The sequence below is a fragment of the Bacillus sp. JJ783 genome, from assembly GCF_036963225.1.
Classification (GTDB): Bacteria; Bacillota; Bacilli; order Bacillales; family Bacillaceae_G; genus Bacillus_A; species Bacillus_A cereus_U.
In genome coordinates, this window is record NZ_JBALMG010000110.1 from 1 (window position 1) to 16,551 (window position 16,551).

The following is a 16,551-nucleotide window of genomic DNA, read 5'->3' on the forward strand; positions in this document are numbered from 1 at the left end:
AATTCAAAAAAAGGTAATCAAAAATGAGGCGTTTTTTACAAACGCCTCATTTTTTTGTGGGATTATAAAGGTTTTTTTAATTATTTGTAAATTTCACGTTAGATATTAGCAGAAAAATGCGAAAAAACATAGAAGTAGCAACGTATTACACAAAAACAAACAACAAACAAAAGATTAATGTTGGTTTAATACTGCTTTTACACTAGTTGTTTATATTTGAGTTGTACATAAGATTTGTAAAAGGAGAGAGAGACAGTGAAAAAAACAATCTTTAAAGCTGTAGCAACTGGAATGGTATTTTCGTTATTAATGGGGTGTGGTGCAAAGAAAGAAGAAAGTGCTGGAGCAAAAGTGAAAGATGATAAATTATCTGGATCATTAACTATTTACACAGCGATTGAAGAAGAGCTTGTACCGATTTATCTTGATTCTTTTAAACAGAAGTACCCAGACGTGAAGTTGAACATTGTTCGTGATTCAACTGGAGTTATTACAGCGAAATTGCTAGCTGAAGGAAAAAATACACAAGCAGATGTTGTATGGGGAACTGCAGCGTCTAGTCTATTAGCTTTAGATAAAAAAGATATGTTAAAAGGATACTCTCCAAAAGGAGCAGATCGTGTTCTTCCGCAATTTAAAGATGATAAGCAACCAGAAAAATGGGTAGGTAATACGGCATTTATGACGGGGATTGCTGTAAATAAAGAAGAATTAAAGAAGAAAAATTTACCGATGCCAGAATCATATGAAGATTTAACGAAACCAGAATATAAAGGAACGCTAGTTATGCCGCATCCAGCTTCTTCTGGAACAGGATTTTTAACAGTTTCTGCATGGCTACAAATTATGGGAGAAGATAAGGGCTGGGATTACATGAAGAAACTTCATGATAATATGGCAACTTATACGCATTCAGGTTCAAAACCAGCGAAATTAGCAGGGGCAGGTGAATATCCAGTTGGTGTATCAATGGTTTATAGTGCTTTGAAAGAGAAACAAAAAGGTGCACCAGTTGAAGTTGTACTGCCGAAAGAAGGATTAGGTTGGGAAGTAGAAGCAAACGCACTTATTAAAAAAGATAATGCAAAAAATGATAAATTAGCACAAGCATTTTTAGATTGGGCAATTACAGATGATGTAATGAAGTTATACTTCGAGAAAAATGGATTTGCGACAATTAAAAATGATTATAAACTTCCAGATGGATTCCCTAAAGATGTGACAGAAAAGTTATATAAAAAGAATGACTTTAAATGGGCAGCAGAAAATCGTGACAAAATTTTAGAAAAATGGGAAAAAGAGTTTGGCCAAAAAGCAGAACCGAAAAAGTAAGTGAGTGGGAGAGAGAAAAATGAGCGAATATTTATCAATTCAACACATTCAAAAACAGTTTGATGCATTTACAGCGTTAAAAGATATTTCTTTTACTGTGAAAAAAAATGAGTTTGTTTGTTTATTAGGCCCAAGTGGTTGTGGGAAAACGACGTTGCTCAGAATTTTAGCAGGACTAGAAGAGGCAACAACAGGTAGTATTGCTGTGAATGGAAATGATATTACAGCATTACCACCTGGAAAGAGGAACTTCGGAATGGTTTTTCAATCGTATGCATTATTTCCGAATTTAACTGCACTTGAAAACATTGAATACGGATTAAAGACAAAAAAATATGGAAAAGCAGAAGTAAAAGAGAAAGCGCTATCGGCGTTAGAACTTGTTGATTTGATGAATGTAAAAGATAAATATCCTGCTCAAATGTCCGGTGGACAACAGCAGCGAGTAGCACTTGCACGTGCGCTCGCTCTGTCTCCCGATATTTTGTTACTTGATGAGCCGTTATCTGCTTTAGATGCAAAAGTGCGTGAAAAGTTGCGTAGAGAAATGCGTGATTTGCAAGAAAAAGTGGGAGTAACAACTATTATGGTAACGCATGATCAAGAAGAGGCATTAACGATGGCTGATAAAATTGTTGTAATGAATCATGCGGAAATTATGCAGATTGGAACACCAGAGGAGATTTATCAAAGACCAGCCAATCCGTTTGTGGCAGATTTTATTGGTTCTATTAATTTCTTTTCGAAAAATAACGAAGAACATGCAATTCGTCCTGAACATGTAACTATTGTACAAAATAATGGTATTAAAACAGTTGTAGAAAGCATGGAATTTCGCGGGTCTGTATACCGGACGGAAGTGCGGGTCATAGAAGAGAGAACACACCTTTATAACGAGAAAATTGTAGTGGATATATTGGCATCAGAAGTAGAGGAAACTGCTATTAGAAAAGGAAAGCCAATTCAAATCTCTTTCTCAGAAAATCATATGTTGTCATATGGAAAGAAGGTCATTGTATAGATGGAGATGTTAGAAAACTTTAAGGTGGAAAGTACGAAAAAAAAGATTAAGAGACGTATCGGTAAAGAAGAGTGGATACAAAGACTATTAATTATTGGTATGCTTCTTTCATTTTTTATCATGCTTGTATTGCCTTTATTACAACTGTTTACACAAGCCTTTTATGATAAAGATGGAGCTTTCGTTGGTGTTGCGAATTTCAGTAAATATTTTACAACACCAACGCTAGTTCAATCATTACAAAATACGGTATGGATTTCGGGCGCTACAACAATTATTTCAGTTACACTCGCTTTCGCTTATGCATATGCAATCGCTCGTACGAATGTTTTTGGAAAGCGCGTATTTCAATACATAGCATTATTGCCATTATTTGCACCGACGATGATGCATGGTATTGCGCTTACATATTTATTTGGTAATCAAGGGTTAATAACGAAAGGGATGTTTGGTTTATTTGAAGGAATACAAATACCGTTATATGGACCAGTAGGAATTGTAATGGCTGAAGTTATGTATACATTTCCGCAAGCATTCCTTATTTTATTAATTGCTTTCCAAGGTTCTGATTATCGTTTATATGAAGCTTCTAATATGTTAGGTGCAAGTAAAGCGAAACAGTTTCTTACGGTTACTTTACCTAGTGTGAAATACGGATTAATTAGTGCGATGTTCGTTGTATTTACACTTAGCTTTACTGATTTTGGGGCACCGAAAATTGTTGGAGGACAATATAACGTACTTGCTACTGACGTATATAAGCAAGTAATTGGACAGCAAAATATGTCCATGGGCGCAACTGTTGGAATGATTTTATTAATCCCAGCTATTTTCGCATTTGCAGTTGATCGTATTACGCAAAGGAAACAGGCGAATCTCTTATCTTCAAAAGCAGTACCATACAGAATAATAAATAATAAGAAAAGAGATGTTATTTCATTCGTATATTGTAGCGTAATAACGCTTATGATCAGTCTTTTATTTGTGGCAGTTGGTATTGCTGCAAGTGTGAAAGTGTGGCCCTACAATATGAGTTTTACACTTGAGCATTTTAATTTTTCAAGTTTGACAGGAGACGGACTTGAAGCATTTAAAAATAGTGTAATTGTCTCAGCCGTTACGGCAGTTATCGGGGCGATTTTAACATTTGTGTTCGCTTATGCGATTGAAAAAATAGAACAGCTACATTTTTTCAGAAAAGTAGGTTACTTTTTTTCTATTGTACCGTTAGCGATTCCTGGATTAGTACTTGGATTAGGATATGTCTTTTTCTTCAGTCAACCAACAATTCAAATTCTAGGACTTTCAGTAACAAATCCGTTTCATTCCTTATATGGGACAATTGCTGTTTTAATATTAGTAAATATCATTCATTTTTACTCTGTAACGTTTGTTACCGCAACGACTGCTTTAAAGAAACTGGACCGAGAGTTTGAACTTGTTTCACAGTCGATGAGTGTACCATTCTATAAAACTTTCTTTCGAGTAACAGTACCGATGTGTTTACCAGCTATTTTAGAAATGGTTATGTACTATTTCGTAAATTCAATGGTAACTGTATCGGCAGTAGTGTTCTTATATGCGGCTGATTTTAAACTAGCTGCTGTATCAATTGTAAATATGGATGATGCAGGAAATGTAGCACCAGCAGCTGCAATGAGTGTACTTATTGTTGTTACAAATATTGTAGTGAGAGTTGTATATGAATGGGGAACGAAAGCACTTCGTAACCGAACGTCACAATGGCAAAAAAGATAAAGTGAAACTTTAATCAGTGGGGGTTTTGTTCCTCCCCCACTGATTATTAGTTGAACCAATCGGGCGTTTACGGGCAGTTGATCTCCCGCTTAACTTCTTTGCTCCAACCGAATTTTGAGGGGGAAGTCTTACTGCCCGGCGAATAGCGGGATAAGTAAGAAGGGTGATGGATAGAATGAAAATTGAAGCAGTTATTTTTGATTGGGCAGGTACGACAGTTGATTACGGATGTTTTGCACCACTGGAAGTATTCATGAAAATTTTTCATAAACGTGGTGTTGAAATTACAGCAGAAGAAGCACGTAAGCCAATGGGATTATTAAAAATAGATCATGTAAGGGAACTAACAGAAATGCCTCGTATTGCGAATGAGTGGAAGCGTGTTTTCGGACAATTACCAACAGAAGCAGACATTCATGAGATGTATAAAGAATTTGAAGAAATTCTCTTTGCTATTTTGCCAAACTATGCCACGCCAATTGATGGGATAAGAGAAGTAATTACTTCATTACGTAAAAGAGGCATTAAAGTTGGCTCAACAACTGGCTATACGAGAGAAATGATGGACATTGTTGCAAAAGAAGCAGAGATACAAGGGTATAAACCTGATTTTCTTGTGACACCAAATGATGTTCCAGCAGGCCGTCCGTATCCGTGGATGTGCTATAAAAATGCGATGGAATTAGGTGTATATCCAATGAATCATATGATAAAAGTTGGAGACACCGTATCAGATATGAAAGAGGGCAGAAATGCTGGAATGTGGACAGTTGGTGTAATCCTCGGTAGTAGTGAGCTCGGTTTAACGGAAGAGGAAGTTGAGAATATGGATCCGTTAGAGCTTCGTGAAAAAATAGAAGTAGTTCGTAATCGTTTCGTTGAAAATGGGGCTCATTTTACAATTGAAACGATGCAGGAGCTCGAAAACGTAATTGAACATATCGAGAAACAAGAACTTATTATTTCATAAAGGAGGCATAGGGTCATGAATGAAAATCACTATTTATTATTAACGCCAGGACCATTAACGACAACAAAAACTGTAAAAGAAGTTATGTTATACGATTGGTGTACGTGGGATGTTGAATATAACACGATGGTGCAAGATGTAAGAAATAGGCTTGTATCGTTAGCGACAAAGGAAGAAGAAAAGTACACAACAGTTTTAATGCAGGGAAGCGGTACGTTTTCGGTTGAAGCAGTAATTGGTTCTGTTATTCCTAGAAACGGAAAGCTGCTAGTTTGTACAAATGGTGCGTACGGTAAGCGGATTGTACAAATGGCAGAGATGTTACATATAGATGTGGTGGTCAGTCAAACAGAAGAGTGGGAGCCTACTAATATTGCAGAAGTAGAACAGTTATTGCAACAAGATAAAAAGATTACGCATATAGCAGTTGTTCATTGTGAAACAACGACAGGTATTATTAATCCAATTGTAGATGTATGTGAATTAGGAAAACAATACGGAAAAGTTACACTGGTTGATGCGATGAGTAGTTTCGGTGGTATTGAAATAGATATCGCTGAGTTGCAAATTGACTTTCTAATTAGTAGTGCGAATAAATGTATTCAAGGTGTTCCCGGATTCGGTTTTGTCATCGCAAATCGTGATGAATTATTGAAATGCAAAGGGCAAGCCCGTTCTTTATCATTAGATTTATATGATCAGTGGGAAACGATGGAAGAGCAAAATGGGAAATGGCGCTTTACCTCACCAACCCATATTGTACGTGCCTTCTATCAGGCATTGCTTGAATTAGAAGAAGAAGGCGGGGTAAGAGCCCGTTACAATCGATATTATAACAATCAAAAACTATTAGTGAACAAAATGAAAGAAATAGGCTTTAAGTCATTAGTAGATGAAAAATATCAATCTCCTATTATTACATCTTTCATTTATCCAGAAGCAGGATTTGAATTTAAGCAGCTATATAACGAATTAAAGCAGTATGGATTTGTTATTTATCCAGGTAAAATTTCGAAAGTAGATACGTTCCGCATTGGAAATATCGGTGATGTACATGAAGAAGATATTAATCGCTTAGTTGATAGTATTGCTAAAGGGGTTGTTATAGGGTGAAAGTATTTTGCTTAGGTGGAGCAGGTAAAATTTGTCGTGAAGCAATTTTAGATTTAGTTCAATTTTCATCTTTTGAGACGATTACGGTAGCCGATTTTAATGAAGAGGAAGGCCGAAAAGTAGTAGAGTGGTTAAATGATCCTCGTGTTGATTTTGTAAAAGTCGATGTGACAAATCATGAGGATACGGTCGCAAAAATGAAGGGCTATGACATTGTAATGGATGGCACGACGATAAAGTTAAATGGCTTGTCTACTCGCTGTATTGCAGATGCCGGCTGTCACGGTGTGAACTTGAATGGATTTGGTGAAGAAAATAAATCCCATTCTATATTTGTTCAAAACGGAAAAGCATGTTTACCTGGGTTTGGTATGACGCCAGGTGTAACGCAAATGATGGCTATGTATGCAGCAAATCAGCTAGATACTGTAGAGTCAGTTAGAGTAAGTCATGGCTCATATCGTCCAATTGCTTTTTCTGCATCAATTACAGAAACAACGACATATGAATATGATCCACATTTACCGTCGCGTACAGTGTATGAAGAGGGTAAATTTAAGCAAGTACCTCCGTTTGCGCGCCCGAGAGAAATTGAATTACCAGCGCCTTACGGAAAAACAATGCAGTATATCATCCCGCACTCAGAAACGATTACGTTAGCGAAGGCACTGGAGGATAAAGGTGTTGGGCTGATAGAAACGAGAGGTACTTGGCCAGAGCAAAATATGCAGCTCGTTCGTGCTTTATATGATTATGGTATATTGCGTAATGATCAAATTGAAATAAACGGTAAAGAAATTGGTATTATGGATTGTATTTCGAAGTATCTATTACAATCGAAAGAAGGGCAAGCAACAGAGCTTTATGGTTATGCACTTCATGTAGAAGTAGTAGGTATGAAAAATAATCAAAAACAGCGACATGTATTATACCATACACATCCGCTATCTGACGGTTCTGTAGTAGGTTGGGAGAAATTAAGAGCCTATACAAGAAATGTTGGTATCCCATTTGGAGTTGCTACAGAGTTAATTGCAAAAGGAGTAGTTAATAAAGTCGGTGTTATTACTCCTGAAGAAGCTTTTGAAAATCCACAAATTATTTTTGATGAATTAGAAAAGCGTGGTATTTATATTCATGAAGAAATTTCTACTTACAAAGAAAATTATAACTTTGTATAAGTAAGGCAGTTTATGAGGTAGATATAAATGGGGTGAGGCTATGTCTGTAGTAGGTGAAGAGAGAAAGAGGACAATTCTTGAGAAGGTAGAGTTTAAAGGGAAAGTAAAAGTTTCAGAATTAGCGAGAGAGTTCGCAGTATCAACAGAGACGATTCGTCGGTATTTAGAAGAATTAGATCGTGAAAAAAAATTGAAGAAAGTGTATGGTGGAGCTGTTCAACTTCCGGGAGCTGGGATAGAGGCACCGATGTTAGAACGAGAGATGCTGCATATAGAAGAGAAGAAAAGAATTGGGTATAAAGCAGCAACGTTTGTGGAAGATGGGGATGTTATTGCGATTGATGATGGAAGTACACCACTTCAAATGGTGCCATATCTTGTTCATCGTAAAAATTTAACGATTGTTACGAGCTCTTTTCCAGTAGCGACACAATTAATATCTTCTATTAATAAAAAGATGTTTCACGGTGAAGTTTTATTTATAGGCGGGAAAGTATCTCCAAAACATTCACGTGTGTCGGGTTCTATTTCGCAGCAAGTGATTCATCAATTCCATTTTCATAAAGCATTCGTTTCGATTGATGGATTGTTACCTAGCTTTGGGGTTTCCAGCTTTGAATTAGAAAAAGCGAAACTGTCAGAAGCGATGATTAAATTATCGGAGAAAACGTATATTTTATGCGATCATACAAAGATAGGCGTAAAAGGGAACTACCGAATATCAGGATTTTCTCGTATTCAACATGTTATTTGTGATAAGAAAATGCCATATAGTTTTGAAGAAGAAGTTAAAAAGCATAATATTCAATGGACAGTTTGCTAGTAAGCGGCGGGAGGTTTCATCTTTCGTTAATTATTAGCAAGGACTAGCCACTCAAGCTTTTATGGATAGTGGGGCTTACTTAACAAAAATTTTGATATGCTCTCGAATAGTGAGAGAAAAGATTTGCATTCGTGCAAAAAGTGGACACATTTTCTCATTTCCTTCATATAATTTACCAATAGAAAAAAAGTTGGCTGGAGGAAAGAGGGGACGGGAATGTCGGAACGGGTATATAACAAGCTTGTATTGTACGCGAATGTTTTGCAGAAGATCGGTGTTATTAATGAGAAGGAAAAAAGTGAAATTCTTCATACGTTAAGTAAAAAATCCCTTTGAATAAAGGGTTTTTTATTTTTTTCCTTTAAAAATATAAATTTAATGTAATATTCTCATTGACAACGATAATGATATTCATTATCGTTTATTTGTATATAATTGATAAGTGTTATCAATTATAGAAATTATATATGATAGGGGATATTATTTTGAAAAAAAATTATATTAAGGCGCTAGTAGTAGCAACAACATTAGCAATTCCATTTGCTACATACTCTACTCCAGCATTAGCAGCACTAAAAATTGAAGCAAACCAGTCAGTAGCAGCGGCTAGTGATCGCACGTATGATACTGAGATTAAAATATATAAGGATCAAAAAGATGAACCATCTATGGTTTCTCAGTACATAAAAAATCCTAAAGTAGCTATTGAAGACGGGAAAAAAATTGTTACTGCAACAGTACAAGATAGCGATTATTTTCAATATCTTAGAATAGAAGATAGAAACCAACCAGGTGTATTTCATGATGTGAAAGTTTTGTCAGAAGATAAGAGGAAAAATGGAACGAAAGTAGTTCAATTTGAAGTTGGCGAGTTTGAGAAGAAGCATAATATGCAAATGCATATACTTATTCCGGCTATTGGATATGATCATAAATATCAAGTTCAATTTGAAATTAAAGATCCGACTTTAGGCGAGAAAGAAACAGGGAAACCAGATGATGATTCTAATTCAGGCAATACGGAAACGGATACTCCAGTTGATAGTCAAAACATGATAACAGATAAGAAACTAAGAGAACTTGTTAATAAAAAAGTATTTAATAGAAAAGATTTAAATACACCAATTACGAAAGAAGAGTTATTACAAGTAAATGATTTGTTTTTAAATACGAATGAGATTCTTGATTATAGTGCATTAAAATATATGCCAAATTTAAAATCTTTAACAGTTGCGAATGCGAAGATAAAAGATCCGTCGTTCTTTACGAACTTAAAGCAATTGAAACATTTGGCTTTACGCGCTAATGAAATTGTAGATGTAACACCACTGGTTAAGATGGATAATTTAGAATCTCTTGATTTAAGTAATAATAAAATTACGAACGTTGCACCACTAACGGAAATGAAAAATGTAACAAGTTTATATTTAGCAGGAAATCAAATTGAGGATGTAGCACCATTAGCGAAAATGGAACAATTAGATTACTTGAATGTGGCAAACAATAAAATTTCAAACGTTGCTCCGTTAAGTAAGTTGAAAAATGTAACATACTTATCTTTAGCAGGAAATCAAATTGAAGATATTACACCGCTGTATACGTTACCGTTAAAAGATTTAGTATTAACGCGTAATAAAGTTAAAGATTTATCAGGAATTTATCAATTGAATCAATTACAAGAGTTATGGATTGGGAAAAATGAAATAAAAGATGTTACTCCTCTAAGTAAGATGACACAGTTGAAAGTTTTAAACTTACCTAACAATGAGTTAAAGGATATTACTCCATTATCAAGTCTAGTAAACTTACAAAAACTTGATTTGGAAGCAAATTACATTTCAGACTTAACACCAGTTAGCAATTTGAAAAAGTTAGTATTTCTAAGTTTTGTTGCAAATGAAATCCGTGATGTTCGACCAGTTGTAGAACTAAGTAAAACGGCTTACATCAATGTTCAAAATCAAAAAGTATTTTTAGAGGAAACAGAAGTAAATAAAGAAGTGAAAGTACCTGTATACGAAAAAGATGGTAAAATCTCTACAAAAATTCGTTTGAAGAGTGAAGGTGGTACGTATAGTAACGATGTAGTTAAGTGGAGTACACCAGGTGAGAAAGTATATGAATTTGGTGTGAAAGATCCATTTGCGGATACAGGAATCTTCTTCACAGGGTCTGTTATTCAAAATGTTGTAAATGAAAAAGTAGCGGAAGAAGTAATTGAATTTAAAGATGTGCCAAAGGGTCATTGGTCAGAAGAAGCAATTAACTATTTAGCGAAAGAAAAGTTATTTATAGGCTATGGAAATGGGCAATTTGGATTTGGTGACAACATTACTCGCGGGCAAGTAGCACTTCTAATACAAAGGTATTTAAAATTAGACACTGATTTAGAACAAAAAACGATGTTTACAGATACGAAAGGAAATATGTATGAAAAGGCTATTGATGCAGTGGTACAAGCTGGAATTATGACAGGATACGGTAATGATAAGTTCCGTCCAGATGGAGTATTAACTCGTTATGAAATGTCAGTGGTATTACAAAGAGTATTTCAGTTAAAGGAAAATGAAAATAGTGTAGAGAGCTTTAAAGATGTGCCATCTGGTCATTGGGCGGAAGGATATGTGAAAGCTTTAGTGGATAATAAAGTATCAAAAGGTGACGGCAAAGGTGATTTTTTAGGTGATGATTTCGTAACACGTGAACAATACGCACAATTTTTATATAACGCAATAACTAAATAATAAATGGGGAAAATACGTTATTCTTTCATTAGAAGAATAACGTATTTTTTATATGTACAAAATCAAGTACGAAATAGACAGGAGTGCTTACATGTGATATGCCTATTTTTCCGATAGGTGCTGAAACCGTATTGACAAAAAGGTATTCTCGTGTGATAATTCAGTTAAATTTTTAGAATAATCAAAAAACATTCCTTTTACATAGAAAGGATTTGAATATTATATTAATATTACGCCGGGGGTGACGAAATGTTATTTTTTCTGAAGAAATGGAACGAATTAAAAGATGTGAAAGCAGAATTGGCACTTCGCGATTGGTTTTATGGTACAAAAATTAGTTTATCGATGTGCACGTCAAAAGAGCCATTAACATTTTTAGTGAATGTAGAGGGAAGAGATAAAGGGGTATTTTCTGAAGAAGATTTTATTGTCGTAAATTGCATGTGTGAGCCAGTATTTGAAAACGAAGAAAAACCAGCTATAGAGTCATTTATGCATGCGGATATTTATAAAAAAAGTAGTGCAGAATGTATTTTACAAGTGCAAACTGTAGATAGTCATTTAATGTCAGAGCTATATGGGAAAGAAGGAGAAGTAACATTCGAAAAACGCAGTGTGGAACGTGTTTTTGGAAAAGAAGGTATTACAGAAATGACAATTCCGATTGTAGAAGATGAAAAGAAATTCGCTGATTTATTAGAAAGTAATGTTCCAAATTTTATTGAAGGCGGAGGAGTAGTTCTTGTTCATAATTACGGAATGATCGTGTGGGGGAAAACGCCAGAAGAAGCGAAAAAATGGTTGGAAGGTATAGAATATTTAATGAACTATCACGTAAAGCTTTTAATGATAAAAGGGGCAAAGAGCTCTGTTATATAAAAATGTATTCACAGTGGTTACCATTCCACAAAGAAATGAAAGCGTTTTAAAAATAATTTTACTCATAAAATATAGGTCTCCTTATTATATATAGATTACATGTTGACATGTAAGGAGGAACATATTTTGCGAGTTAAATATCATTTTCTGCCGAAACAGCAGGTGACATTTTGCAAAACGAATGATTCTGGTGAAAAGGCGTTACAAATTATGAATGAAACGGGATTTCGCGCAATTCCTGTATTAGCAGAAAATGAGAAGGAATTCACGGGGATTATTTATAAAGTAGATCTTTTAGAAAAGAAGTGTAATAGCAGATTAGAGGATGTAAGTACAGAAGATGTACTGGAAAATCCAAATTCGTTTATTTTTGAAAAGGATTCTTTTTTTAGAGCTTTTTACGTTATCCGTCGTCTCCCGTTTTTAGCGGTTTTAAATGAGTATAATGAATTTGTCGGCATTTTAACACATTCTAATGTATTTGATGTTATTGAGGATTCGTTCGGTATGCGGACGGGTGGTTATATATTAACAATTGCAACACAAGATTGTAAGGGAACAATTAAAGAGCTTGGGACATTATTAAAAGCATATAATATCGGTGGACTGTTTACGCTTGATAACGGTGATCAATATATTCGCCGTGTTATCGTAAATATATCGGATGAGTTAAATGAAAAAAAATTAAAGCAATTAATTGAAAAGATAGAGAAAAAGGGATTTAGGGTGAGTCATGTAGATTATATTTAAGTTAAACAAGGTACCTATCTGCTATATGTAGATAGGTACCTTGTTTAGTGTGAGAAATGAATCTTATTTTGAAACAGAAGGTGGAGACAATGCTAAATCAGATAAAAAAATAAAGTCTGCATGCTCACGAATTTTAGGAATAGAAGTTTCTATAACACGTGATGTAATTTCACCTGGTGCCCCAACGTGTCCGATAGCTACCATAATGGGTTTGTCTTGGATTTTTTTTATGAGTAATTGTGCTTGTTTTGAAATGTGACTTACCGTATATACATCATCAAAAAATAATTGGTTTTCAATAATAGGAACGCCTAATTCTTTCCCGATTTTTGGGACAACACTATTAGGGTTTGTTTTACTATCTAAATAAAATAAACCGTGTTTTTTACAGGCAGAAAGTATAAGACGTACAATCCTTTCATCAGCGGTTACTTTTGATCCCATATGATTGTTCATACCTATTGCATGAGGTATTTCTTGAATTGCTTGTTCGAGTCGGTTGTTTATTTCTTCATCGCTTAAATCTGTTGTAATCGCTTTTGGTCCAAGCCACTCTTTTTTTCCTCTAATTGGTTCCATTGGCATATGTATAATAACTTCATGCCCTTTTTTATGGGCAGCTATTGCATCTTGTTTAGTAGAAGGAAGAAATGGCATAACAGCAACAGTGAGTGGAATAGGAAGTGATAACATCTTATCTGTGCCTTTCATATTATTGCCGAAATCATCGATGACAATAGCAACCTTATTCGTATGAGCGTTTGCTTGAATAGGAAATAAGAAGAAGGGTATGAACAGGGTGAAGACGAGAAATGTAATAGTATATTTGCGCATATAAATATTTCCTTTCTATTTTATCCCGCTATTTGCGGGCAGTAAGACTCCCACCTCAAAATTCGGCTGGAGCAAAGAAGTTAGGTGGGAGATCCACTGCCCGTAAACGCCCGATTGGTGAAGGCTAGTAATCGGTGGGGGATGAACAAAACCCCCACTGATTAAAGTTTCACTTTATCAATCATCATTATGTTTTGCGTTTTTATATAAATTAAACAAAAAATGTCGAAGAAAAGTACATTGAAAATAGAGAACCCACTGTTTACTGAGTATTTACAAAAAAGAAGATGAAAAAAATGTCTATTATTGCGAATGTATTTACAAAGATAGAATAATTTGTAATAATTCTCAAAGTGAGGGTAAAGATTTGTAAATTACAGGGGGAAAATGTTAAAATTTCTGATTCTTCAAATTCAAATAGGATTAAGTGTTTAAAGGGCTAAAGTAGAAGAGGCGTTGAGAGTATGGAAGAAAAATAAGGGGGATATGGATGTTTACTGTAAAAAGGAAGTACACATTAGAAAAGCTTTCGCATGATATTCATATGAAACGTGAAGAAATGATTCATTTAGGATTAACAAGTGGGCTAAATAGTATGGAGACAATTCAAGTTAGTCAAGAATTGGACAAGCTTATCGTACAGTATCAGCGTTACAAAGAAAAACAAACACCGAAATGGTTTTCAATTATAAAGGTTCCTATTTTTCAAATTGGGTATGAAGGGAAATCGAACAATTTTTGGAGAATGTTTGTAGCTGGTTTTATGAAATAAGTATAATTACCCTTTTAGGATAATTATACTATGTGTAATGGAATCTCTATATGAACTGTCGTTCCTTTGTTTTCTTTACTATCAATAAATATATGCCCGTTGTACATCTCTATAATTCGTTTACATATGACAAGCCCAAGACCTGTTCCAGTATCTTTATTAGTAAAGAACGGATGAAAGAGGTGTTTTTGAATATTTTTTGGAATCCCTTTTCCAGTATCAATAATTTGCAATTGTGCGTGTTTTTCATTGTTTGTTACTACAATGGTTAATGTATCACCAGAAGTCATAGCTTCAATTGCATTTTTTGTAATGTTTAAAACCACTTGTTTCATATGGTCTTTTGAGCAACGTATATGAACAGGGTGGTCTGGCACATGTAAATGGAATATAATATTATGCAAATTCGCCTCGGATTGAATAATTAATGCTACCTCATTAAGAATCGTTCTTACATCATATGTTTGTTCAATGATAGCAGTTGGCTTTCCAAGAATAAGAAATTCGCTTACAATTTCATTAATACGTTCTATTTCTTGTTCAATCACTGAAAAATAAAACTGATCCTGTTCATCTTTATATTTTTCTTTTAACAGAGCAACGAGTCCTTTAATTCCAGTAAGAGGGTTACGGATTTCATGGGCTGTACTAGCTGCAAAAGTTCCAACCAATTCAATTTTTTGCAGTTCATTTTGTTGTCTTTCTAGTTTTGTTTGACGTTTTAATAACATATATTGAGCAAGTAAAAATAAAATAGACAGTAAAAATAAAGTAGCTATACACTCTATTGAAACCCACTGGTATAAAATTTTTTGATGAATAGGTAACGGAGAAACAGAGACTTTCCAATTTAATCTTTGGAGTGGGGTAGTAAGCATATTAGAATGCCCATCGCTTGTTTCGTTATTATCATCGGTTAGAAAAACTACATCATGTTTATCAGTCACTTCGAAATGATATTGTGGTTTAATAGCATTTAAAGAATATGAAATGTAGTCGAAGCGTAGACTTGCTAACAGTAAGCCTGAGAGTTCCTTTTGTCTATTAAATATTGGAGAGGCAATCATAATAGCTTGATGTCCAAGAACGCGATCTGTAATAACTGATGATACAGTTGTTTTCTTAGATTGCAATGCATCTTGGATGTATTGGCGGTCAGAAACGTCAATAGGCGGCGAATCGCCTTCGGATGCGATTGTAATCATCCCATCTGTCGTAGCATAATATAGACCGGAAAAACGTTCATCATTTCCATCGGTATCATGTACAATTTGTTTAATCCCATTGATGTTTCCAGTTTCGGTCCCTACGACTTTTGCGAGCATTTCTAAGGCAGATATAGCTTCACCAAGGTGATGGTCTAAATAGTCTCTATATAAGAAGAGAACAGTGTGAGCAGATAGTTTGTTTGCCTGTTTCATTTGATAAGTGTGATACGAAAAAAATGTGGCACCAATCCCTATCGTTGGCAATATAACAAGCAGTATGTAAAAAACTATGCTTTGTAATTTGACTTTCAAATTTGGTACTCCTTCTTTTTTTATTATCATTATATATAAACTATGTTAAAATTGTCATGTTTTTATTCAAGAATCATTTGCATTACATTAGGGAAAGGAAAAAGGATGAGTGAATATTCATTCGGCAGTTGTAATGAAGTGCTACGTTGCTTTTCTTTTTGTTGCGGAGAATTTAAGTGAAGGGTTGAAATGGTATGACATCAAACAATGAGCGAGAAGACATTTCTCAATCTTTAAAAGTATTTATTGCATTATCCCGTGTACATCGTTCTGTTATGGATACTACAAATAAATCCATACAAAGTAACGGATTAAATCCAACTGAGTTTGCTGTATTAGAATTACTATATCATAAAGGAGGCCAACCACTTCAGCAAATTGGTGAGCGTATTTTAATAGCTAGTGGCAGCATTACATACGTTGTAGATAAGCTAGAGAAAAAAGGGCTTGTAAAACGAATTCCATGCCCAAATGATAGGCGTGTTATTTATGCGCAATTAACGGAGTCTGGAGAGAGCTTTATTGCTTCTATTTTTCCAGGTCATGAGCAAGTTATACATCAGTCTTTTGAAATGTTAACGAAGGATGAGAAGGATGAATTACTTGATCTATTAAAAAAAATTGGAAAGTATGAAAAATGATGATATGTTCCAAAGAAGCTTTGGATAAAGAAATCCAAGGCTTTTTTGTGTGCATATATTCATGACATCATCTACCGCACTTTGCTGAAGAATAAGAGGAGATTTGTAAGTAAGCATTGAATTATAGTAATGATGTATATAATGGAGAGGGGGCTCGTTCATGTCATTTAAAGACTATGAATATAAACGGCCAAATATTGAAGAATTAAAAGA

General features: G+C 34.7%; 14 protein-coding genes. 12 read left to right on the plus strand and 2 right to left on the minus strand.

The features are described from left to right. Positions 1-255: 255 nt before the first annotated feature. The 10 genes from V7038_RS21920 to cbpA all read left to right on the plus strand — a co-directional run bounded on the left by V7038_RS21920 (position 256) and on the right by cbpA (position 12,571). Complete coding sequence (locus V7038_RS21920) at positions 256-1,332, plus strand: putative 2-aminoethylphosphonate ABC transporter substrate-binding protein (protein WP_002201253.1); 1,077 nt, start codon at positions 256-258, stop codon at positions 1,330-1,332. Positions 1,333-1,351: 19 nt separating this feature from the next. Continuing rightward, positions 1,352-2,353 carry a putative 2-aminoethylphosphonate ABC transporter ATP-binding protein gene (locus V7038_RS21925; protein ID WP_002202702.1) on the plus strand — a complete coding sequence of 334 codons (1,002 nt, stop codon included), beginning with the start codon at positions 1,352-1,354 and terminating at the stop codon, positions 2,351-2,353. Then, on the plus strand, positions 2,354-4,111 hold the full coding sequence (locus V7038_RS21930; protein ID WP_002202701.1) for a putative 2-aminoethylphosphonate ABC transporter permease subunit: 1,758 nt from the start codon (positions 2,354-2,356) through the stop codon (positions 4,109-4,111). Positions 4,112-4,286: 175 nt separating this feature from the next. Beyond that, positions 4,287-5,081 (plus strand): phosphonoacetaldehyde hydrolase, encoded by a 795-nt coding sequence (gene phnX, locus V7038_RS21935; protein ID WP_070138972.1) that lies wholly within the window; start codon positions 4,287-4,289, stop codon positions 5,079-5,081. A gap of 15 nt (positions 5,082-5,096) precedes the next feature. Continuing rightward, a complete protein-coding gene (gene phnW / locus V7038_RS21940) occupies positions 5,097-6,194 on the plus strand; it encodes a 2-aminoethylphosphonate--pyruvate transaminase (RefSeq protein WP_002201249.1) in 1,098 nt (365 codons plus the stop codon). After that, on the plus strand, positions 6,191-7,375 hold the full coding sequence (locus V7038_RS21945; protein WP_002202699.1) for a saccharopine dehydrogenase family protein: 1,185 nt from the start codon (positions 6,191-6,193) through the stop codon (positions 7,373-7,375). Before phnW ends, V7038_RS21945 begins: the two co-directional genes overlap by 4 nt. A 40-nt stretch (positions 7,376-7,415) precedes the next feature. Next, positions 7,416-8,198 carry a DeoR/GlpR family DNA-binding transcription regulator gene (locus V7038_RS21950; protein WP_002201247.1) on the plus strand — a complete coding sequence of 261 codons (783 nt, stop codon included), beginning with the start codon at positions 7,416-7,418 and terminating at the stop codon, positions 8,196-8,198. Positions 8,199-8,665: 467 nt separating this feature from the next. Next, a complete protein-coding gene (locus tag V7038_RS21955; protein ID WP_335695631.1) occupies positions 8,666-10,942 on the plus strand; it encodes an NEAT domain-containing leucine-rich repeat protein in 2,277 nt (758 codons plus the stop codon). A 249-nt stretch (positions 10,943-11,191) separates the two neighbouring features. Continuing rightward, complete coding sequence (locus V7038_RS21960; RefSeq protein ID WP_002158733.1) at positions 11,192-11,821, plus strand: class II aldolase/adducin family protein; 630 nt, start codon at positions 11,192-11,194, stop codon at positions 11,819-11,821. A 126-nt stretch (positions 11,822-11,947) separates the two neighbouring features. Next, on the plus strand, positions 11,948-12,571 hold the full coding sequence (gene cbpA / locus V7038_RS21965; RefSeq protein ID WP_002140932.1) for a cyclic di-AMP binding protein CbpA: 624 nt from the start codon (positions 11,948-11,950) through the stop codon (positions 12,569-12,571). Positions 12,572-12,634: 63 nt separating this feature from the next. Here the strand turns inward: cbpA and V7038_RS21970 are convergent, their stop codons facing one another. Next, entirely contained in the window at positions 12,635-13,405 is a 771-nt protein-coding gene (locus V7038_RS21970) for a divergent polysaccharide deacetylase family protein (protein ID WP_002158732.1), read from the minus strand. A 490-nt stretch (positions 13,406-13,895) separates the two neighbouring features. Between V7038_RS21970 and V7038_RS21975 the strand changes: the two genes are divergently transcribed. Beyond that, positions 13,896-14,177, plus strand: a complete 282-nt coding sequence (locus tag V7038_RS21975) for an aspartyl-phosphate phosphatase Spo0E family protein (RefSeq protein WP_002011543.1) — start codon at positions 13,896-13,898, stop codon at positions 14,175-14,177. A 23-nt stretch (positions 14,178-14,200) separates the two neighbouring features. On the opposite strand, the gene V7038_RS21980 is transcribed toward V7038_RS21975, so the two are convergent. After that, positions 14,201-15,697: a DUF3149 domain-containing protein gene (locus V7038_RS21980; protein WP_070128141.1), complete on the minus strand. Its 1,497-nt coding sequence runs from the start codon at positions 15,695-15,697 to the stop codon at positions 14,201-14,203. Between the two features lie 194 nt (positions 15,698-15,891). Between V7038_RS21980 and V7038_RS21985 the strand changes: the two genes are divergently transcribed. Beyond that, entirely contained in the window at positions 15,892-16,338 is a 447-nt protein-coding gene (locus V7038_RS21985) for a MarR family winged helix-turn-helix transcriptional regulator (protein ID WP_000203343.1), read from the plus strand. Positions 16,339-16,551: the final 213 nt, after the last annotated feature.